This window comes from Metabacillus rhizolycopersici, assembly GCF_020075705.1.
On sequence record NZ_JAIQUM010000050.1, the window covers coordinates 23,905 to 39,313 of the forward strand.

Consider the following 15,409-nt stretch of genomic DNA (forward strand, 5'->3'; position numbering starts at 1 on the left):
TTTTTTATTTATGTATGAAAATTATGGCACACTAGGATCTACCTGAATTGGAGTGTAGACAACTCTTTATCCATCCTATTTGACATAGTGGAAGATTGGTTCATCTCCGTCTTCATCAAGTTCAACAGTGAGATTATTGTCCTCAAAGTACCATAAATCACGATTCTCAACAAAAAAAGTAATGCCATTACTTTCTGCACTAGAACCAATGTCTTCAGGTTGTTGCTTAGCGACACCAAGGGAAAAACCTTTTTGGATATTACTACAACCACCATAGCGAACAAAAAATTGGATTGTATCACCTTTTTCAAGTTGAAGTTCATTTATATACCAGTTTGCTGCTTTATCGTCCACGATTATTTCCATATCTACCACTCCTTTTTGTTAAGTGAAAAATCCAAGTATTAAGCTTTTTCCTAAGAAAAGTAAAATTAATAGTTGGTTTCATTTCATTATAATATAGAACCATCAAATGAACCATTCATGTGTTTTGAGATCGTGAAAAGCATGTCTAAAAAGTAAAAACCACTATAAAAGTGATTTTTACTTACAGCCATTTAACTTTTGGTTCTGTTTTGTTCAGAATTCGTTTAATGTTGGCACGATGGCGATACACAATAAAGATAGTAATGAGGGTGATGATAATAATTAACGGGATATCTTTTGTAAACAAACTATAGATAATCCCATAAACGCCTGCTAACATCGAAGATAATGATACATATTTGGAAATGTAGAGAACAATGAAAAAGAATACCAATATGGTTAAGAACATAACTGGAGTATAACAAAGTAAAATTCCGCCAGATGTTGCTACCGCTTTTCCACCTTTAAATTTCGCGAAAATTGGGTATGTATGGCCGATGATGGCAAAGATACCTACTAATAGCGGATGTAAATCCTGTATGTTAAACAGAAATGGTAAGGATGCAGCAAGTGTCCCTTTTAGGATATCTGATATCGTTACAATTAGCCCTGCTTTCACACCAAGAGTTCGGAAGGTGTTCGTACCACCTAAATTCCCACTTCCATGCTCCCGAATATCAATTCCATAACCTACTTTTCCAACGATTAGTCCTGATGGAATAGATCCAAGTAAATAAGCTAAAATAAATATAATGGCTTCAATCATTTAAGTGCTCCTTTGTATAATCTGTTTCTATTCTATCACGAACGGATAGAAAAACACTATGCTAGAATGAAAAACATAAAAAGAACGTATTAGGCAAACCACAATTATCTAACGTCCACGTTTTAAAAAAAGAACTTGGTGTTTAAAAGTCAAACGTAAACACTTAGTAGAAATGATGAGCTTCGGTCTAGTAATGGTAAGGAATAAATTGACCTTATAATGGCGATTTATCGTGCTAATAAATTGTATATATAAGCCGGTCTTGCTATGATAAAGAAAAAAGGAGTGGATGATAATGGCGATCGAGTACCCAACAAGACAAGAAACTGGAGATATTTTAAAAAACAGTAAAACGATTGCAGTTGTAGGTTTATCAAATAACCCAGAACGTACATCATACATGGTAAGTAAAGCGATGCAGGACGCAGGTTATGATATTATCCCAGTAAATCCTACAATTGACGAAGTTTTTGGTAAGAAAGCAGTAGCTTCTTTAAAGGATATAGAAGGACATGTTGACATTGTCAATGTATTCCGCCGTTCTGAGCAATTACTTGACGTTGCAAAGGAATTTTTAGAAATTGATGCCGATGTATTCTGGTCTCAGTTAGGACTTGAGAACGAAGAAGCCTATGATTTGTTAAAAAAGAATAATAAAACGATTGTCATGAATCGTTGCATCAAGGTTGAGCATGCGTTGACAAAATAAAAATAGTGGTGATAGTAGAAAAAAATCCTTGTTTAGACAAGGATTTTTTCTTTATTACTTGAATATGCTTTGCTAAACGCAAATTACCATATACAATAAAGCATGGATATTACGTTATTTGCACTATACTATATAACAAATTATAGTGAAAATGAATGCCCACTTTAAAAGAGAGGGTTGTCGAGACGTAAATTTTTGTATAAAATACTAAAACATGCGTTCTATTTAGAAAGATGATTTAGTGTGTGTCACTGAAAGGGGTTAGTCGTTTGGTTAAGGAGCAACAATTTGATTATAATGATGATGCCATACAGGTACTTGAAGGACTAGAAGCAGTTCGTAAACGTCCTGGTATGTATATTGGAAGCACGGATAGTAGAGGCTTACATCATCTTGTATACGAGATCGTCGATAACTCCGTTGACGAGGCTTTAGCTGGATATGGAGATCAAATAATTGTAACAATACATAAAGACAATAGTATTTCTGTTCAAGATAAAGGGCGGGGTATGCCAACAGGGATGCATAAGTTAGGGAAGCCAACACCCGAGGTTATTTTGACTGTCCTTCATGCTGGAGGAAAATTTGGTCAAGGTGGCTATAAAACAAGTGGTGGACTGCATGGCGTTGGTGCATCCGTTGTTAATGCATTATCAGAATGGCTAGTTGTAACTATTCAACGTGAGGGCTTTACTTATGTTCAACGTTTTGAAAATGGTGGTAAGCCTGTAACAACCCTTGAAAAAAAGGGGAAAACGACGAAATCTGGTACGACCATACATTTTAAACCAGATCCATCGATATTTAGTGCAACAACTTACAATTTTGAAACGTTAAGTGAACGCTTGCGTGAGTCAGCATTTTTGCTAAAAGGATTTAAAATTGAACTGATTGATGAACGGAATGATTTGAACGAAGTATATCATTATGAGACAGGGATAGAAGCATTTGTCTCATATTTAAATGAAGAAAAGGATACACTCCACCCTGTCGTTTCGTTTGAGGGAGCGCAAAATGGAATTGAAATTGATTTTGCTTTCCAATTCAATGATGGCTACTCTGAAAACATCTTGTCTTTCGTCAACAATGTCCGAACAAAAGACGGAGGAACGCATGAAGCTGGTGCCAAAACAGCTATGACAAGAGCTTTTAATGAATATGCTAGAAAAACAGGGTTGTTAAAAGAAAAGGATAAAAACCTAGAAGGTTCCGATATACGTGAAGGGCTTGCGACAATTATCTCTGCGCGTATTCCTGAAGAGCTGCTTCAATTTGAAGGGCAAACGAAAGGGAAGCTTGGAACTAGTGAGGCAAGATCTGCTGTTGATGCGATCGTAACTGAGCATTTATCTTATTTTTTAGAGGAAAACCCTGATGTTGGGTCTCTACTTGTTAGAAAGTCAATAAAAGCATTCCAAGCAAGAGAAGCGGCACGTAAAGCACGCGAGGAAGCAAGAAGTGGAAAGAAACGGAAACGTTCGGAAACGTCATTAAGTGGTAAGCTTACACCTGCCCAATCCCGTAATCCATTAAAAAATGAATTATACCTTGTGGAGGGTGACTCTGCAGGTGGTTCAGCGAAGCAAGGTCGTGACCGTCGCTTTCAGGCGGTGTTGCCGCTAAGAGGGAAAGTTATTAATACTGAGAAGGCAAAGCTTGCTGACATCTTTAAGAATGAAGAAATCAATACGATTATCCATGCAGTCGGTGCCGGTGTAGGTGCAGAGTTTTTAATTGAAGATATCAATTATGACAAAGTGATTATTATGACCGATGCTGATACAGATGGTGCACATATTCAAGTACTGCTCTTAACGTTCTTTTATCGTTATATGAAACCGCTCATTGAAAATGGGAAGGTATTTATCGCGCTACCACCTCTGTACAAAGTGAGTAAAGGAACTGGCAAGAAGGAAGTTATTGAATATGCATGGTCGGATGAAGAGTTGGATGGTGCAATCTCCAAAGTTGGCAGAGGCTATATGATTCAACGTTACAAAGGATTAGGTGAAATGAACGCAGATCAGTTATGGGATACGACGATGAATCCTGAAACTAGAACGCTTATTCGTGTGAAAATTGATGATGCCGCACGTGCAGAGCGTCGTGTAACAACACTGATGGGTGATAAAGTTGAGCCCCGTCGTAAATGGATTGAAAATAACGTTGCATTCGGTCTTGATGAAGAAACAAATATATTAGAAAACGAACACTTATCGGTCGTAGAGGAGGTATAAATTATGGCAGATTCAGTAGAAATATTTCGTGATTTACCTCTTGAGGATGTACTAGGGGACCGTTTTGGACGTTATAGTAAGTACATTATTCAAGATCGTGCGCTTCCAGATGCACGCGACGGCTTAAAGCCTGTACAACGACGAATTTTATATGCGATGCATGTAGACGGTAATACAAATGATAAAAATTATCGTAAGGCTGCTAAAACAGTTGGGAATGTTATTGGTAACTACCATCCACATGGTGATTCATCAGTTTACGAAGCAATGGTTCGTATGAGTCAGGATTGGAAAGTACGTAATCTTCAAATTCAAATGCATGGAAATAACGGTAGTATTGACGGTGATCCACCAGCTGCAATGCGTTATACAGAAGCAAGACTTTCTGCTATTGCATCAGAATTGCTGCGTGATATTGAGAAGGAAACAGTTGAATTTGTTCCTAACTTTGATGACACGAGTATGGAACCACTAGTACTTCCCGCTATGTTTCCAAATCTTTTAGTTAACGGTTCGACAGGAATTTCTGCAGGTTATGCAACAGAAATTCCCCCACATCATTTGGGTGAGGTCATTGATGCCGTCATTAAGCGAATGGACAAACCAAATTGTTCAGTAGAGGAATTAATGACTGTTATAAAAGGGCCAGATTTCCCGACTGGTGGGATCATTCAAGGCATAGACGGTATTAAAAAGGCCTATGAAACCGGAAAAGGGAAGATTATCATTCGTGGGAAAGCGAATATTGAAGAAATTCGTGGTGGAAAACAGCAAATTGTCATTACAGAAATTCCATTTGAAGTGAACAAGGCCAATCTTGTGAAACGAATGGATGAATTTCGGATTGAACGTAAGGTAGAAGGTATTGCAGAAGTACGTGATGAAACCGACCGAACAGGTTTACGAATAGTCATTGAGCTTAAAAAGGAAGCAAATGCTGAAGGGGTTTTATACTATTTGTACAAAAATAGTGACCTTCAAGTTACATATAATTTTAATATGGTTGCAATTTATAATCGTAGACCTGTGCAAATGACCTTACCTTTATTACTAGATGCTTACATAGGACATCAAAAAGAAGTCATTTCAAATCGTTCAAAATATGAACTTCGCAAAGCACAAGAGCGTCAACACATTGTTGAAGGATTAATAAAGGCATTATCGATATTAGATGAAGTAATCGCAACAATTCGTGCTTCTAAAGACAAACGCGATGCGAAAGATAATTTAATTCAAAAGTTTCAATTTACGGAACAACAGGCTGAAGCGATTGTTTCATTGCAGCTTTACCGTTTAACAAATACGGATATCACTGCCCTGACAAACGAATCCGAGGAGTTAGCAAAGAAAATCGAAGAACTGACAAGCATTTTAAATGATGAAAATGTTTTAGTGAAAGTCATCAAAAATGATTTAAGAAAAGTTAAAAAAACGTATGCTGATGAGCGCCGCTCTGTTATCGAAGCGGAAATAGAAGAAATTAAAATAAATCTCGAAGTGATGATTGCCTCTGAGGATGTAATGGTTACCGTCACGAAAGATGGATATGTAAAACGCACAAGTCTCAGATCTTATGCTGCATCGAACGGACAGGACTTCGGTATGAAAGATAGCGACAGGTTATTATCTCAATTGGAGATTAATACGACAGACGTCGTTTTACTCTTTACAAACAAAGGGAATTATTTATATTGTCCAGTTCATGAATTACCTGATATCAGGTGGAAGGATCTAGGACAACATATTGCAAACATCATCCCAATTGATCGAGATGAAGAAATTCTAAAGGCGATACCAGTAAAGAATTTTGAAGAAAAACTCTATTTAACCTTCATCACAAAAACAGGGATGGTTAAAAAGACCGAGCTACAGCAATATAAAGCACAAAGGTATACAAAACCGCTAGTTGCCGTCAATCTAAAAGGTGATGATACACTAATTGATGTGCATGTAACAACTGGAGAAAATGATTTATTCTTAGTTACGAATTTAGGCTATGGGTTATGGTTTGAAGAAGAAGAAGTACCAATCGTTGGGCCAAGAGCAGCCGGAGTAAAAGGGATAAATCTAAAACCTGATGATTTTGTGGTAAGCGGGAAAGTAATCGAGCGAAATAAAAAAGCATTTATTGTTATTGCAACTCAAAGAGGCGCAGTAAAAAAAATGAATGTTGCTGATTTTGAAAAAACATCACGTGCTAAACGTGGTTTAGTTATGCTTAGAGAATTAAAAAGCAATCCACATCGAATTGTTGGAGCTGAAATTGTTCAAGAAAAAGGCGATTTTTATCTTGAGACTGTAAAAGGTGTAATTGAAAGTGTCAACATTTCATCCTTAAGACCAAATGACCGATATAGTAATGGATCCTTTGTCATTGATGAACAAGTTGCGGGAACTGTTACAAACGTATGGTTAACACCGCTAGATGAGCCAAAAGAAAATGATTCATAAAAATAGAGCTGATCTCAATTGTGAGATCAGCTCTATTTCGTTCATTTCAATCAAGCTTTATTAGGCGAGATTGAATATTGATGATTATTTCTTTTGAAAATAACTTGTGAAAGCGTGTATTATTTCTATTCCTTGAAAAGCGAATAGACTAAGCGCCGTAATGGAGAAAGCGACAACCGGTATCAATCTAATCCAAAACATCATTTATAAAACCTCCTATTTTATTATGTTAATTTAGGGAGTAAATAAATGATTTCTAGAAAAGTAGGATGATTGATAATACACTGAGTAAAGGAAATGCTTTATCCTTCTTCTAGATTTACGAGAAGAGAAGATCAAGAGTGATGTGATTGTTAATACTAAAATCACATAATCCTTGGCTTGAAAGCTATTAGGAAAATCAAGATGTTTTTGATCGTCTAGTTGTAGATTAGTAGTTACGAATGATGTTTCATTTTCAACAGCTACCAATTTTCCATGATTAACAGGTTGGTGTAAGTGAACCATTGAAACAGGATGAATCCCTACACATACTACCAACAACGTCATAATCAATTTAGCTAGCAAGTGAAGTTTCAATGTCATCACCTCTTTGCCATATAATAGTCATATCATAATCCTTTTTTACGCGTTTGAAAAGGATTTTATTTGTCTTATCATGTCTATTTTTGTAATTGAACGCAAAGTAGGACAAAAAAAACCACCAATCACATGAAATAATGCTCATGTGATTGGTGGTTTTTTGGGTACATAATCAAAAATTTCATGTGATTCTAAAGTATCTACAAATCTATTTAGCCAATCATAGTAGTCTAATGCTTTATGAAGTTTATCGATATCACTTCTTATTTCACTTATCATTTCTTCTGAAATCTCTGGTGATTCCAGGAGTTGACCTAGCTCACGTAATGATTTTTCAATTACATTTACATTAGCTGCCACGCTGTTTCTCCATTTTATCGAAAAAAAATCAATAAACGTTTGATGCCAATCTTCCTCGGCGACATATAGATCCTTTCGATTTCCCTTTTTCCAAACTTTATCGACCATATTTAATTCCATTAGGAGTCTAACAGAAGTACTCATACTTGTTTTACTCATACCTAATTCATTTTTCATTTCATCTAATGTCATCGGTTGATTTTGAAAGTAAAGGAGTCCCCATAATCTTCCTACTGATGGTGAAACACCATATAAATTCATATTTTGCGAAATTGAATCAATTACGCGTTCGCGAGTTTTCTCAAGTTCATCTTTACCTTGCAAACCCCTTCACATCCTATTAACAATAATATATACAGATTACATTTTTATAATTTATTTGTAAAGTCGATGAATTAGATAGGAAATGGGAGGAATTGTACGTATATAACACGTAAAGTGCGTACAGTATTTTCTGTACAAAGTTTACGATGGTATATGAGCATATTTGCGCTTTGTAATCATAATGTTCTATTCATATAATTATAAGGGCAGAGTGTTCGTGACAATTTAATCATAGAGGGAAGGGTTAAACTAAATAATTTATAAATGATTCGTCGCGTTATTAATGAGTCAATTTAGAGGTGAAATGATGTATAACGATGAAAGAACGGTAAAAATCTCTGTTCGAGAAGTATCGAAAATTTTTGGGAAAAACACCAAAAAGGCAGCTCAGCTTCTTAAACAGGGAAAAACAAAGCAAGAGATCCTAAAAGAAACGGGATCGACAGTAGGAGTTAATCGTGCAAGTTTTGAAATATATCCAGGAGAAATCTTTGTCATCATGGGTCTATCTGGAAGTGGAAAATCCACACTTGTTCGGATGTTTAATCGACTAATAGAACCGACAAGTGGTCAAGTTTTAATTGATGACGAAGATATTGTTAAGATGAATAAAGAAGATTTACGTAATGTTCGCCGTAAAAAAATGAGTATGGTGTTCCAACGTTTTGCTCTTTTTCCACATCGAACAGTTCTTGCTAATACAGAGTACGGATTAGAAATACAAGGCGTTGAAAAGGAAAATCGAAAAAATAAAGCGTTAGAAGCGCTTAAATTAGTAGGTCTTGAAGGATATGAGCATCAATTACCAAGTCAATTAAGTGGTGGTATGCAACAGCGAGTTGGTCTTGCAAGAGCACTTGCGAATGATCCTGACATCTTATTAATGGATGAGGCATTTAGTGCACTAGATCCCCTAATAAGAAAGGATATGCAAGATGAATTGTTGGATCTCCAATCAACGATGGAAAAAACAATCATTTTTATCACACATGATCTTGATGAAGCGTTACGAATAGGTGACCGAATCGCGTTAATGAAGGATGGAAATATTGTTCAAATCGGTACTCCAGAAGAAATCCTTATGAATCCATCAAATGACTATGTTGAAAGATTTGTCGAAGATGTAGATTTATCAAAGGTTTTAACTGCTGCACATGTGATGAAACGTCCTGAAGCAATTCAGCTTGAAAAGGGAGCGAGAATTGCCCTTAAGGTGATGAAGGATAACGGAATCTCATCCGTTTATATTGTTGATAAACAAAAGAGATTATTAGGAGCTGTAACGGCTGCTGATGCCAGAGATGCAATTGAAAAGAACCAGACATTAGAATCAGTCATCATTAAGGATATTACGACTGTACAACCAGATACTCATCTTGTTGACCTTTTCGATGATGTATCAAGTGCAACAATTCCTGTCGCTGTTGTCGATGAAGATAAGCGATTAAAGGGAATTGTCATTCGAGGAGCTGTTATTGGGGCACTAGCAGGTAATGAAACGTATATAAATGAAACTGAACATCAAGAGCTCCCTATTAACGAAGAAAGGGAGGCGCTCTAATATGGAAAATTTATTACCGAAACTACCGATAGCCAGCTGGATTGATTTAATTATTGAATGGCTTGTTGATCAATTTGAACCATTTTTTGAAGGGATTGCAACTGGATTAGAATACTTTGTTGAAGGCATCGTCCTTGGATTAGGCTTTATTCCTACAATTATCTTAGCCATTTTAGTTAGTTTACTAGCTTGGAAGGTTTGCAATTGGCGGATTGCTTTGTTTTCATTCATTGGTTTATTACTAATCGCTAATTTAGGATATTGGGAAAACATGTTAGACACAATTGCTTTAGTGTTAACATCGGTTGGTATATCTATAATTCTCGGTATTCCGATTGGAATATGGGCATCACAAAGTGAGAAAGTGGGCAAAGTCGTTACACCGCTCCTTGACTTTATGCAAACGATGCCTGCATTTGTTTATTTATTACCGGCCATCTTTTTCTTTAATATCGGAGTTGTACCCGGAGTTGTTGCATCTGTTATTTTTGCGATGCCCCCAACGATACGTTTAACCATCTTAGGCATTAAGCAAGTACCTGAGGACTTAATCGAAGCAACTCAGGCCTTTGGCTCAACGACAAGCCAAAAACTATTTAAAGTGCAACTGCCATTAGCGTTACCTACAATTATGGCTGGTATTAACCAAAGTATTATGCTGGCTCTTTCGATGGTTGTTATCGCCTCAATGGTTGGTGCTCCAGGTCTAGGTGCGGATGTGTATCGGGCCGTCACACAGTTACAAACTGGAACTGGTTTTGAAGCTGGTCTAGCGATCGTTATTATCGCGATCATTTTAGATCGGATTACGCAAAATATAGGTAAAAACAAAAAAGGGGGAACAGTTTAATGTTTACAAAACTATCAAAAGTAACCTTGACAGTAGGGTTAACATTAGCATTAGCAGCATGTGGTAGTGGAGAGGACAAAAGTACAGAAACTGGCACAGCATCTGTTGGAGAAACAGTAGATTACAAGATTACAGGTATTGACCCAGGTGCTGGAATTATGAAAGCAACTGCAGCAGTGATTGAAGATTACGAGTTAACAGATTGGAAACTAGTCGAAGGTTCTGGTGCTGCAATGACAGCATCACTTCAAAAAGCGTATAACAAGGAAGAACCAATTATCATAACTGGTTGGACACCACACTGGATGTTCTCAAAATTTGACTTAAAATATTTAGAAGATCCTAAAGGAACTTATGGAGAAGCAGAGAATATCCATACGATTGCACGTAATGGCTTAGCTGAGGACCTACCTGGTGTTCACAAAGTATTGGATCAATTTCATTGGACACCAGCTGAAATGGGTGTTGTGATGAGTAGCATTACTGATGGAACAAAGCCTGAAGACGCTGCAGCAGCATGGGTTGAAGAAAATGCTGATAAAGTCGCAGAATGGACTGAAGGTGCCGAGGAAGGTAATGGTGAAAAAGTAAAATTGGCTTATGTTGCGTGGGATAGTGAAATCGCTAGTACAAATGTAGTAGCTAAAGTTCTTCAAGATTTAGGCTATAAGGTAACATTAAGTCAAGTTGAAGCTGGTCCAATGTGGGCTGGTGTCGCAGACGGAAGTATTGACGCACATATTGCTGGATGGTTACCATTAACTCATGCAGATCAATACAAAAAATATGAGGGTGATTTCGACGACTTAGGTGCAAACCTTGAGGGTGCGAAAACGGGATTAGTCGTACCTGCGTATATGGACATTGATTCAATTGAAGATTTAAAAGAATAAGGCTGTTATAAAAATACCCGTGTATTGATGATAAATACACGGGTATTTTTGTGTTTTTATTTACAAGCGGATAGAAATGCTACAAGATAGATATGAAAACGCAAATTCTATTGCTGAGGGGAGACTTTTGTTTAAAAATGATAGAAAAACAAGGTAGAGCATATATGTTTTTGTTAGAAAACATACTATATAAAAATATTTTACATATTGATAAGATGGAAATCCCCGCTAATCAAATAACGTGTATTGTTGGAGAAAGTGGAGCGGGTAAATCAACCTTATTAAAATTATTAAATAGTATGTTATCAGCTGATAGCGGTTCTATCTATTATCAAGATAAAAACCTAGAAGATGTTGATCCAGTACACCATCGACGACGCGTTGTTATGTTAGCACAGCAACCGACGATTTTCGAAGGAACTATCCGGGAGAACCTAAATATTGGTTTAGTTTTTTCTGAGAAAAAGCCGAAAGAAGATCACGAATTGATAAAAGCAATGGCCGTTGTTCACTTAAACAAAAACTTAGATGAAGATGCTGGGACACTATCTGGCGGTGAAAAGCAACGACTTGCCTTAGCGAGAGTATATCTTATGGAACCTGAAGTATATCTACTCGATGAACCAACAGCCGCACTTGATGAAGAAACAGAAGAAGTCGTTATCGGAAATTTCATAAAAAAAGTCAAAGAGAAAGACCAATCACTGATTATGATTACACATTCACAAAAGATTGCTACGAAATATGGTGATTACATGATTACATTAGAGAAAAGGGTAGTGTGATAGAATGGATAACGTCATTCGAGACATTGAATTTTGGCGACTAGTTGCAGGTTACATCTTTATTTTATTATTAATAGCATTTGTAAAATGGCGTGGATTAAAACGAGAAAAACGGATTATTATCTCTACAGCAAGAATGACGATTCAATTAATTCTAGTCGGATATATTCTGACCTACATCTTTGAAAAGCCCAACCCATATTTAATCACCTTAATTGTATTATTTATGTTGATTTTTGCTATTTTCAATACATATAAGCAGGTGGCAAAGCCAATAAGTAAGAAATTAAAAAGAATCATTGCGATGTCCATGACAGCTGGATCACTCATTACGCTCCTTTACTTTAATTTTGTCGTTATCCATTTTCAACCATGGTATGAACCTCAATATCTCATACCAATTGCAGGGATGATCATCGGTAACTCGATGACAGGCGTCACACTTGGTGTGAAAAGTTTACTCGAAGGTATCCAAAGGGAAAAACATCTAATCGAAGGTGCGTTGATGCTTGGTGCAAGTCCAGAGAAATCAACAAAATCGATCGTAAATTCTGCATTTGATTCCGCAATCTTACCTTCAATCAATAGTTTGGTAGGTATGGGAATTGTTTTCTTACCAGGTATGATGACAGGACAAATTTTAGCTGGAATCAGTCCGTTAACTGCCATCGAATACCAAATTGCAGTCCTTTTAGGGATTACTGGGAGCGTCGCGTTAACAGTAATGATCTTTACGTATTTTGGCTATAAGACGTTTTTTAATGATCGGGATCAATTTGAAGGTTAAACTATTCGTTGTTAACAATGACGAAAGTGGCAAGACGTTGGGTGAATATGAAAATTAGTATGAAGTTGCTCTTCAATTATAGGGCGCTCTTCTTAAATAAGAGAATCCTTTTTCTAATGGATTATAAACGAATTTCATGCTTATCTAACTAAGTGAATATTCGGTATTGTAAAATAAAAAGCAAAAATAGGGGAATTAAAATGAAAAGTGAAAATAGGCTAAAAGAACAATTACTTGAACTTGAAGAGAAATTGTTAAAACCAGAAATTCGTGTATTAAGTAATTAGCGATTAATGTTTTTAATCTATATGGTGCATTTATGTCCTCGATTACGACGATTGAGCCGTTCTTTAAATTCACAGTCACACCAAAAGTTCGGATGGGATTCTTGTTCTGTATTACAGCCGTAGCGACCATTTTATGTATTATAGGACAAGGAAACTTTCTCGAATTCTTCATGAATTTTATCTTTTTTATGAGTTACTTTTTGATCCCATGGACATCAATTAATCTCGTTGACTATTATATATTGCTCCAAGGCGAATATAGTGTCAAAGATATCTTTGATCTTAATGGTAAGTATGGAAAGTCAACTGAATTGCGTTCTTTGCATTCGTAGCATCAATACTTGCTGAGATTCCTTTTATCAATGCGCCATTTTATGTTGGATCTGTAGCAAAAGCACTTAATGGAGCAGATTTAGCTTGGGCTATAGGACTTTTCTTACCAGCTGCCTTATATTACATTCCAATGAAACGAAAATTGAGCAATTCGATGTCTACCGCGGAAGTTATTACCTTACCTGTTGAGAATGTAGAAGAAAGATAATGCACTTTGCTAATTTGATCGTTCGAAGGAATAATCAGCTCTTGTGTTCAATTATCTAGTACAGAAAAGAAGAGTATTAGGATTTGAATCAATTAAAGGTGCTAGTACCGAAATTTGAATGATATCTACAATAAAAAGAACAAAAATCAATCCTTGCTTCATAAACTTTGATAAGATTATTATGAATACATACATAGCATGAGAAACGCTTAGTAAAATATTCACCTTTAGGACAAAGAAGGAGGTTTGGAGTAAATGAAACTTCGTTGTGCAATTCTTGATGACTATCAGAATGTTGCATTGGAAATGGTAGATTGGAACTCTATCTCGGATAAGGTAGAATTCAATACTTTTAATCAGCATTTTGATAATGAGGATGAACTTGTTAGCGTTATCAACAAATATGATATTATTGTTATCATGCGTGAACGGACATCATTTCGTGAATCCCTTCTCTCGCGTTTACCGCGATTGAAGTTACTCGTTACTACTGGTATGAGAAATTCATCCATTGATTTAGACGCAGCAACATCACAAGGTGTGATTGTTTGTGGAACAGTAAGTCATATAGAGCCAACGTCTGAGCTTACTTGGGCTTTAATACTTGGGCTTTCTCGTAATATTGTGCACGAATATAATGCGATTAGGGAAAATGGTCCTTGGCAAAGTTCTGTCGGAATAGATCTCTATGGTAAAAAACTCGGTCTGCTTGGACTTGGTAAGATCGGTAGCCGGGTGGCTCGTATTGGGCAGGCCTTTGGGATGGAAGTAGTTGCATGGAGCCAGAATATGACAAAAGAACGGGCCGATGAGATAGGTGTACGTTTGGCAGCTACGAAAGAGGAGTTACTTTCCATAAGTGATTTTGTCTCAATTCATCTCGTTCTTAGTGAACGGACTAGAGGGTTAGTTGGAGAAGCAGAGCTTAAACAAATGAAGGCAACAGCATATTTGATCAATACATCTCGTGCTGCAATTGTTGATCAAGAAGCTTTGATAGAGACTATACAAAATCGTTGGATTGCAGGCGCAGGAATCGACGTATTTGAGAATGAGCCTTTGCCACAGGATGACGTCTTTCGCTCTCTACCCAATATACTAACAACACCACATCTTGGGTATGTATCACAAAGAAATTACCAAACTTTTTATCAACAAGCAGTGGAAGATATACAAGCATTTCTATCAGGAATGCCAATTAGAAAATTAAATTAGATTTATTAAAATAAAATGTTATTGAATGCTTGCAAAAAAGCAACTTTCACAACTGTAATCGATATTAGAAATTTTAACTGATATATTTCACTATCGAAGCAGAATAATAAAATGAGGAACAAGAAGTTATCGTAACTGAAAACTACTTGTTCCTTTTCTATGTTCACTTTTCTAGTGATGGACATTAAAGCCGAACAAGTAAAATGTACTAATCAAGCTATAACGGTTTTACAGGTACACATATTTCGCAATAATCGTTGTTAATCATATCACCAGAGTATCTTTCTAAAATCGGTTTATTATCAATTTGATATCCACTGTTTTGTAAAGCTAGGAAAATTTCAGCCCACGCTTTTTGAATACCTTCTGCTGTATGTTTGACTTTGTAAATAAAATATTTTCCGCCAGAAAGTTGACTTTCGCAAATTGAATCATCAATTAGATAATAATTTGAAATCACAATACAAGCATCATATCTACAATTTTCGGGAAGTGTTGTTTCAGGGTTATCTTACATAATTCCAAGTATTATTACCGATTTAATAAGGTTTTTCTCCTTTCTCTATAAATATTGGACTTCTGTCAAGAAAGTGGACATTAAAATTTGATATTTTTTTCGTAGTACAACTACCGCACTGCGTTTGCTAGGGCATTAGAAAGGATCAATCAAAAAACAAACTGATCCTTTCTAATGC

At 36.3% G+C, this 15,409-nt stretch carries 14 protein-coding genes and 1 pseudogene; 10 read left to right on the forward strand and 5 right to left on the reverse strand.

The features are described from left to right. Positions 1 to 75: 75 nt before the first annotated feature. Positions 76 to 366: a HesB/YadR/YfhF family protein gene (locus K9V48_RS18890; protein ID WP_224140723.1), complete on the reverse strand. Its 291-nt coding sequence runs from the start codon at positions 364 to 366 to the stop codon at positions 76 to 78. A 181-nt stretch (positions 367 to 547) separates the two neighbouring features. Next, the gene (plsY, locus tag K9V48_RS18895) at positions 548 to 1,132 is read right to left on the reverse strand and encodes a glycerol-3-phosphate 1-O-acyltransferase PlsY (protein WP_224140724.1); all 585 of its coding nucleotides are present in this window, start codon (positions 1,130 to 1,132) and stop codon (positions 548 to 550) included. A 295-nt stretch (positions 1,133 to 1,427) separates the two neighbouring features. Here plsY and K9V48_RS18900 point away from each other — a divergent pair, with 295 nt between their 5' ends. The 3 genes from K9V48_RS18900 to parC all read left to right on the forward strand — a co-directional run bounded on the left by K9V48_RS18900 (position 1,428) and on the right by parC (position 6,529). After that, positions 1,428 to 1,841, forward strand: coding sequence for a CoA-binding protein (locus K9V48_RS18900; RefSeq protein ID WP_224140725.1), 414 nt, complete (start codon positions 1,428 to 1,430; stop codon positions 1,839 to 1,841). Positions 1,842 to 2,110: 269 nt separating this feature from the next. Further along, positions 2,111 to 4,078, forward strand: coding sequence for a DNA topoisomerase IV subunit B (parE, locus tag K9V48_RS18905; protein ID WP_224140726.1), 1,968 nt, complete (start codon positions 2,111 to 2,113; stop codon positions 4,076 to 4,078). Between the two features lie 3 nt (positions 4,079 to 4,081). After that, on the forward strand, positions 4,082 to 6,529 hold the full coding sequence (gene parC, locus K9V48_RS18910) for a DNA topoisomerase IV subunit A (RefSeq protein WP_224140727.1): 2,448 nt from the start codon (positions 4,082 to 4,084) through the stop codon (positions 6,527 to 6,529). Between the two features lie 234 nt (positions 6,530 to 6,763). Here the strand turns inward: parC and K9V48_RS18915 are convergent, their stop codons facing one another. Further along, entirely contained in the window at positions 6,764 to 7,108 is a 345-nt protein-coding gene (locus K9V48_RS18915) for a hypothetical protein (RefSeq protein WP_224140728.1), read from the reverse strand. Between the two features lie 144 nt (positions 7,109 to 7,252). After that, positions 7,253 to 7,795 (reverse strand): GbsR/MarR family transcriptional regulator, encoded by a 543-nt coding sequence (locus K9V48_RS18920; protein ID WP_224140729.1) that lies wholly within the window; start codon positions 7,793 to 7,795, stop codon positions 7,253 to 7,255. 307 nt (positions 7,796 to 8,102) lie between these two features. Here K9V48_RS18920 and proV point away from each other — a divergent pair, with 307 nt between their 5' ends. From proV to K9V48_RS18955, 7 genes are all read left to right on the forward strand, one after another. Then, positions 8,103 to 9,356: a glycine betaine/L-proline ABC transporter ATP-binding protein ProV gene (gene proV / locus K9V48_RS18925; RefSeq protein ID WP_224140730.1), complete on the forward strand. Its 1,254-nt coding sequence runs from the start codon at positions 8,103 to 8,105 to the stop codon at positions 9,354 to 9,356. Between the two features lies 1 nt (position 9,357). Beyond that, complete coding sequence (locus K9V48_RS18930) at positions 9,358 to 10,206, forward strand: ABC transporter permease (protein WP_224140731.1); 849 nt, start codon at positions 9,358 to 9,360, stop codon at positions 10,204 to 10,206. Beyond that, the gene (locus tag K9V48_RS18935; RefSeq protein WP_224140732.1) at positions 10,206 to 11,099 is read left to right on the forward strand and encodes a glycine betaine ABC transporter substrate-binding protein; all 894 of its coding nucleotides are present in this window, start codon (positions 10,206 to 10,208) and stop codon (positions 11,097 to 11,099) included. Before K9V48_RS18930 ends, K9V48_RS18935 begins: the two co-directional genes overlap by 1 nt. Positions 11,100 to 11,263: 164 nt before the next feature. After that, positions 11,264 to 11,884: an ABC transporter ATP-binding protein gene (locus K9V48_RS18940; RefSeq protein ID WP_438803902.1), complete on the forward strand. Its 621-nt coding sequence runs from the start codon at positions 11,264 to 11,266 to the stop codon at positions 11,882 to 11,884. 4 nt (positions 11,885 to 11,888) lie between these two features. Then, complete coding sequence (locus K9V48_RS18945; protein WP_224140734.1) at positions 11,889 to 12,671, forward strand: ABC transporter permease; 783 nt, start codon at positions 11,889 to 11,891, stop codon at positions 12,669 to 12,671. Between the two features lie 319 nt (positions 12,672 to 12,990). Next, positions 12,991 to 13,290 (forward strand): cytosine permease, encoded by a 300-nt coding sequence (locus K9V48_RS30000; protein ID WP_438803901.1) that lies wholly within the window; start codon positions 12,991 to 12,993, stop codon positions 13,288 to 13,290. Between the two features lie 464 nt (positions 13,291 to 13,754). Next, positions 13,755 to 14,714, forward strand: a complete 960-nt coding sequence (locus tag K9V48_RS18955) for a D-2-hydroxyacid dehydrogenase family protein (protein WP_224140735.1) — start codon at positions 13,755 to 13,757, stop codon at positions 14,712 to 14,714. A 217-nt stretch (positions 14,715 to 14,931) separates the two neighbouring features. On the opposite strand, the pseudogene K9V48_RS18960 reads toward K9V48_RS18955, so the two are convergent. Next, a pseudogene (locus K9V48_RS18960) lies at positions 14,932 to 15,213 on the reverse strand (GyrI-like domain-containing protein); the annotation flags it as partial. Positions 15,214 to 15,409: the final 196 nt, after the last annotated feature.

What these genes read in the sequence shown, in the direction of transcription:
- K9V48_RS18890 (WP_224140723.1), bottom strand. Translation starts at nt 366, where the DNA reads ATGGAAATAATCGTGGACGATAAAGCAGCAAACTGGTATATAAATGAA.
- plsY (WP_224140724.1), bottom strand. Translation starts at nt 1,132, where the DNA reads ATGATTGAAGCCATTATATTTATTTTAGCTTATTTACTTGGATCTATT.
- K9V48_RS18900 (WP_224140725.1), top strand. Translation starts at nt 1,428, where the DNA reads ATGGCGATCGAGTACCCAACAAGACAAGAAACTGGAGATATTTTAAAA.
- parC (WP_224140727.1), top strand. Translation starts at nt 4,082, where the DNA reads ATGGCAGATTCAGTAGAAATATTTCGTGATTTACCTCTTGAGGATGTA.
- proV (WP_224140730.1), top strand. Translation starts at nt 8,103, where the DNA reads ATGTATAACGATGAAAGAACGGTAAAAATCTCTGTTCGAGAAGTATCG.
- K9V48_RS18930 (WP_224140731.1), top strand. Translation starts at nt 9,358, where the DNA reads ATGGAAAATTTATTACCGAAACTACCGATAGCCAGCTGGATTGATTTA.
- K9V48_RS18935 (WP_224140732.1), top strand. Translation starts at nt 10,206, where the DNA reads ATGTTTACAAAACTATCAAAAGTAACCTTGACAGTAGGGTTAACATTA.
- K9V48_RS18940 (WP_438803902.1), top strand. Translation starts at nt 11,264, where the DNA reads ATGTTTTTGTTAGAAAACATACTATATAAAAATATTTTACATATTGAT.
- K9V48_RS18945 (WP_224140734.1), top strand. Translation starts at nt 11,889, where the DNA reads ATGGATAACGTCATTCGAGACATTGAATTTTGGCGACTAGTTGCAGGT.
- K9V48_RS30000 (WP_438803901.1), top strand. Translation starts at nt 12,991, where the DNA reads ATGTCCTCGATTACGACGATTGAGCCGTTCTTTAAATTCACAGTCACA.
- K9V48_RS18955 (WP_224140735.1), top strand. Translation starts at nt 13,755, where the DNA reads ATGAAACTTCGTTGTGCAATTCTTGATGACTATCAGAATGTTGCATTG.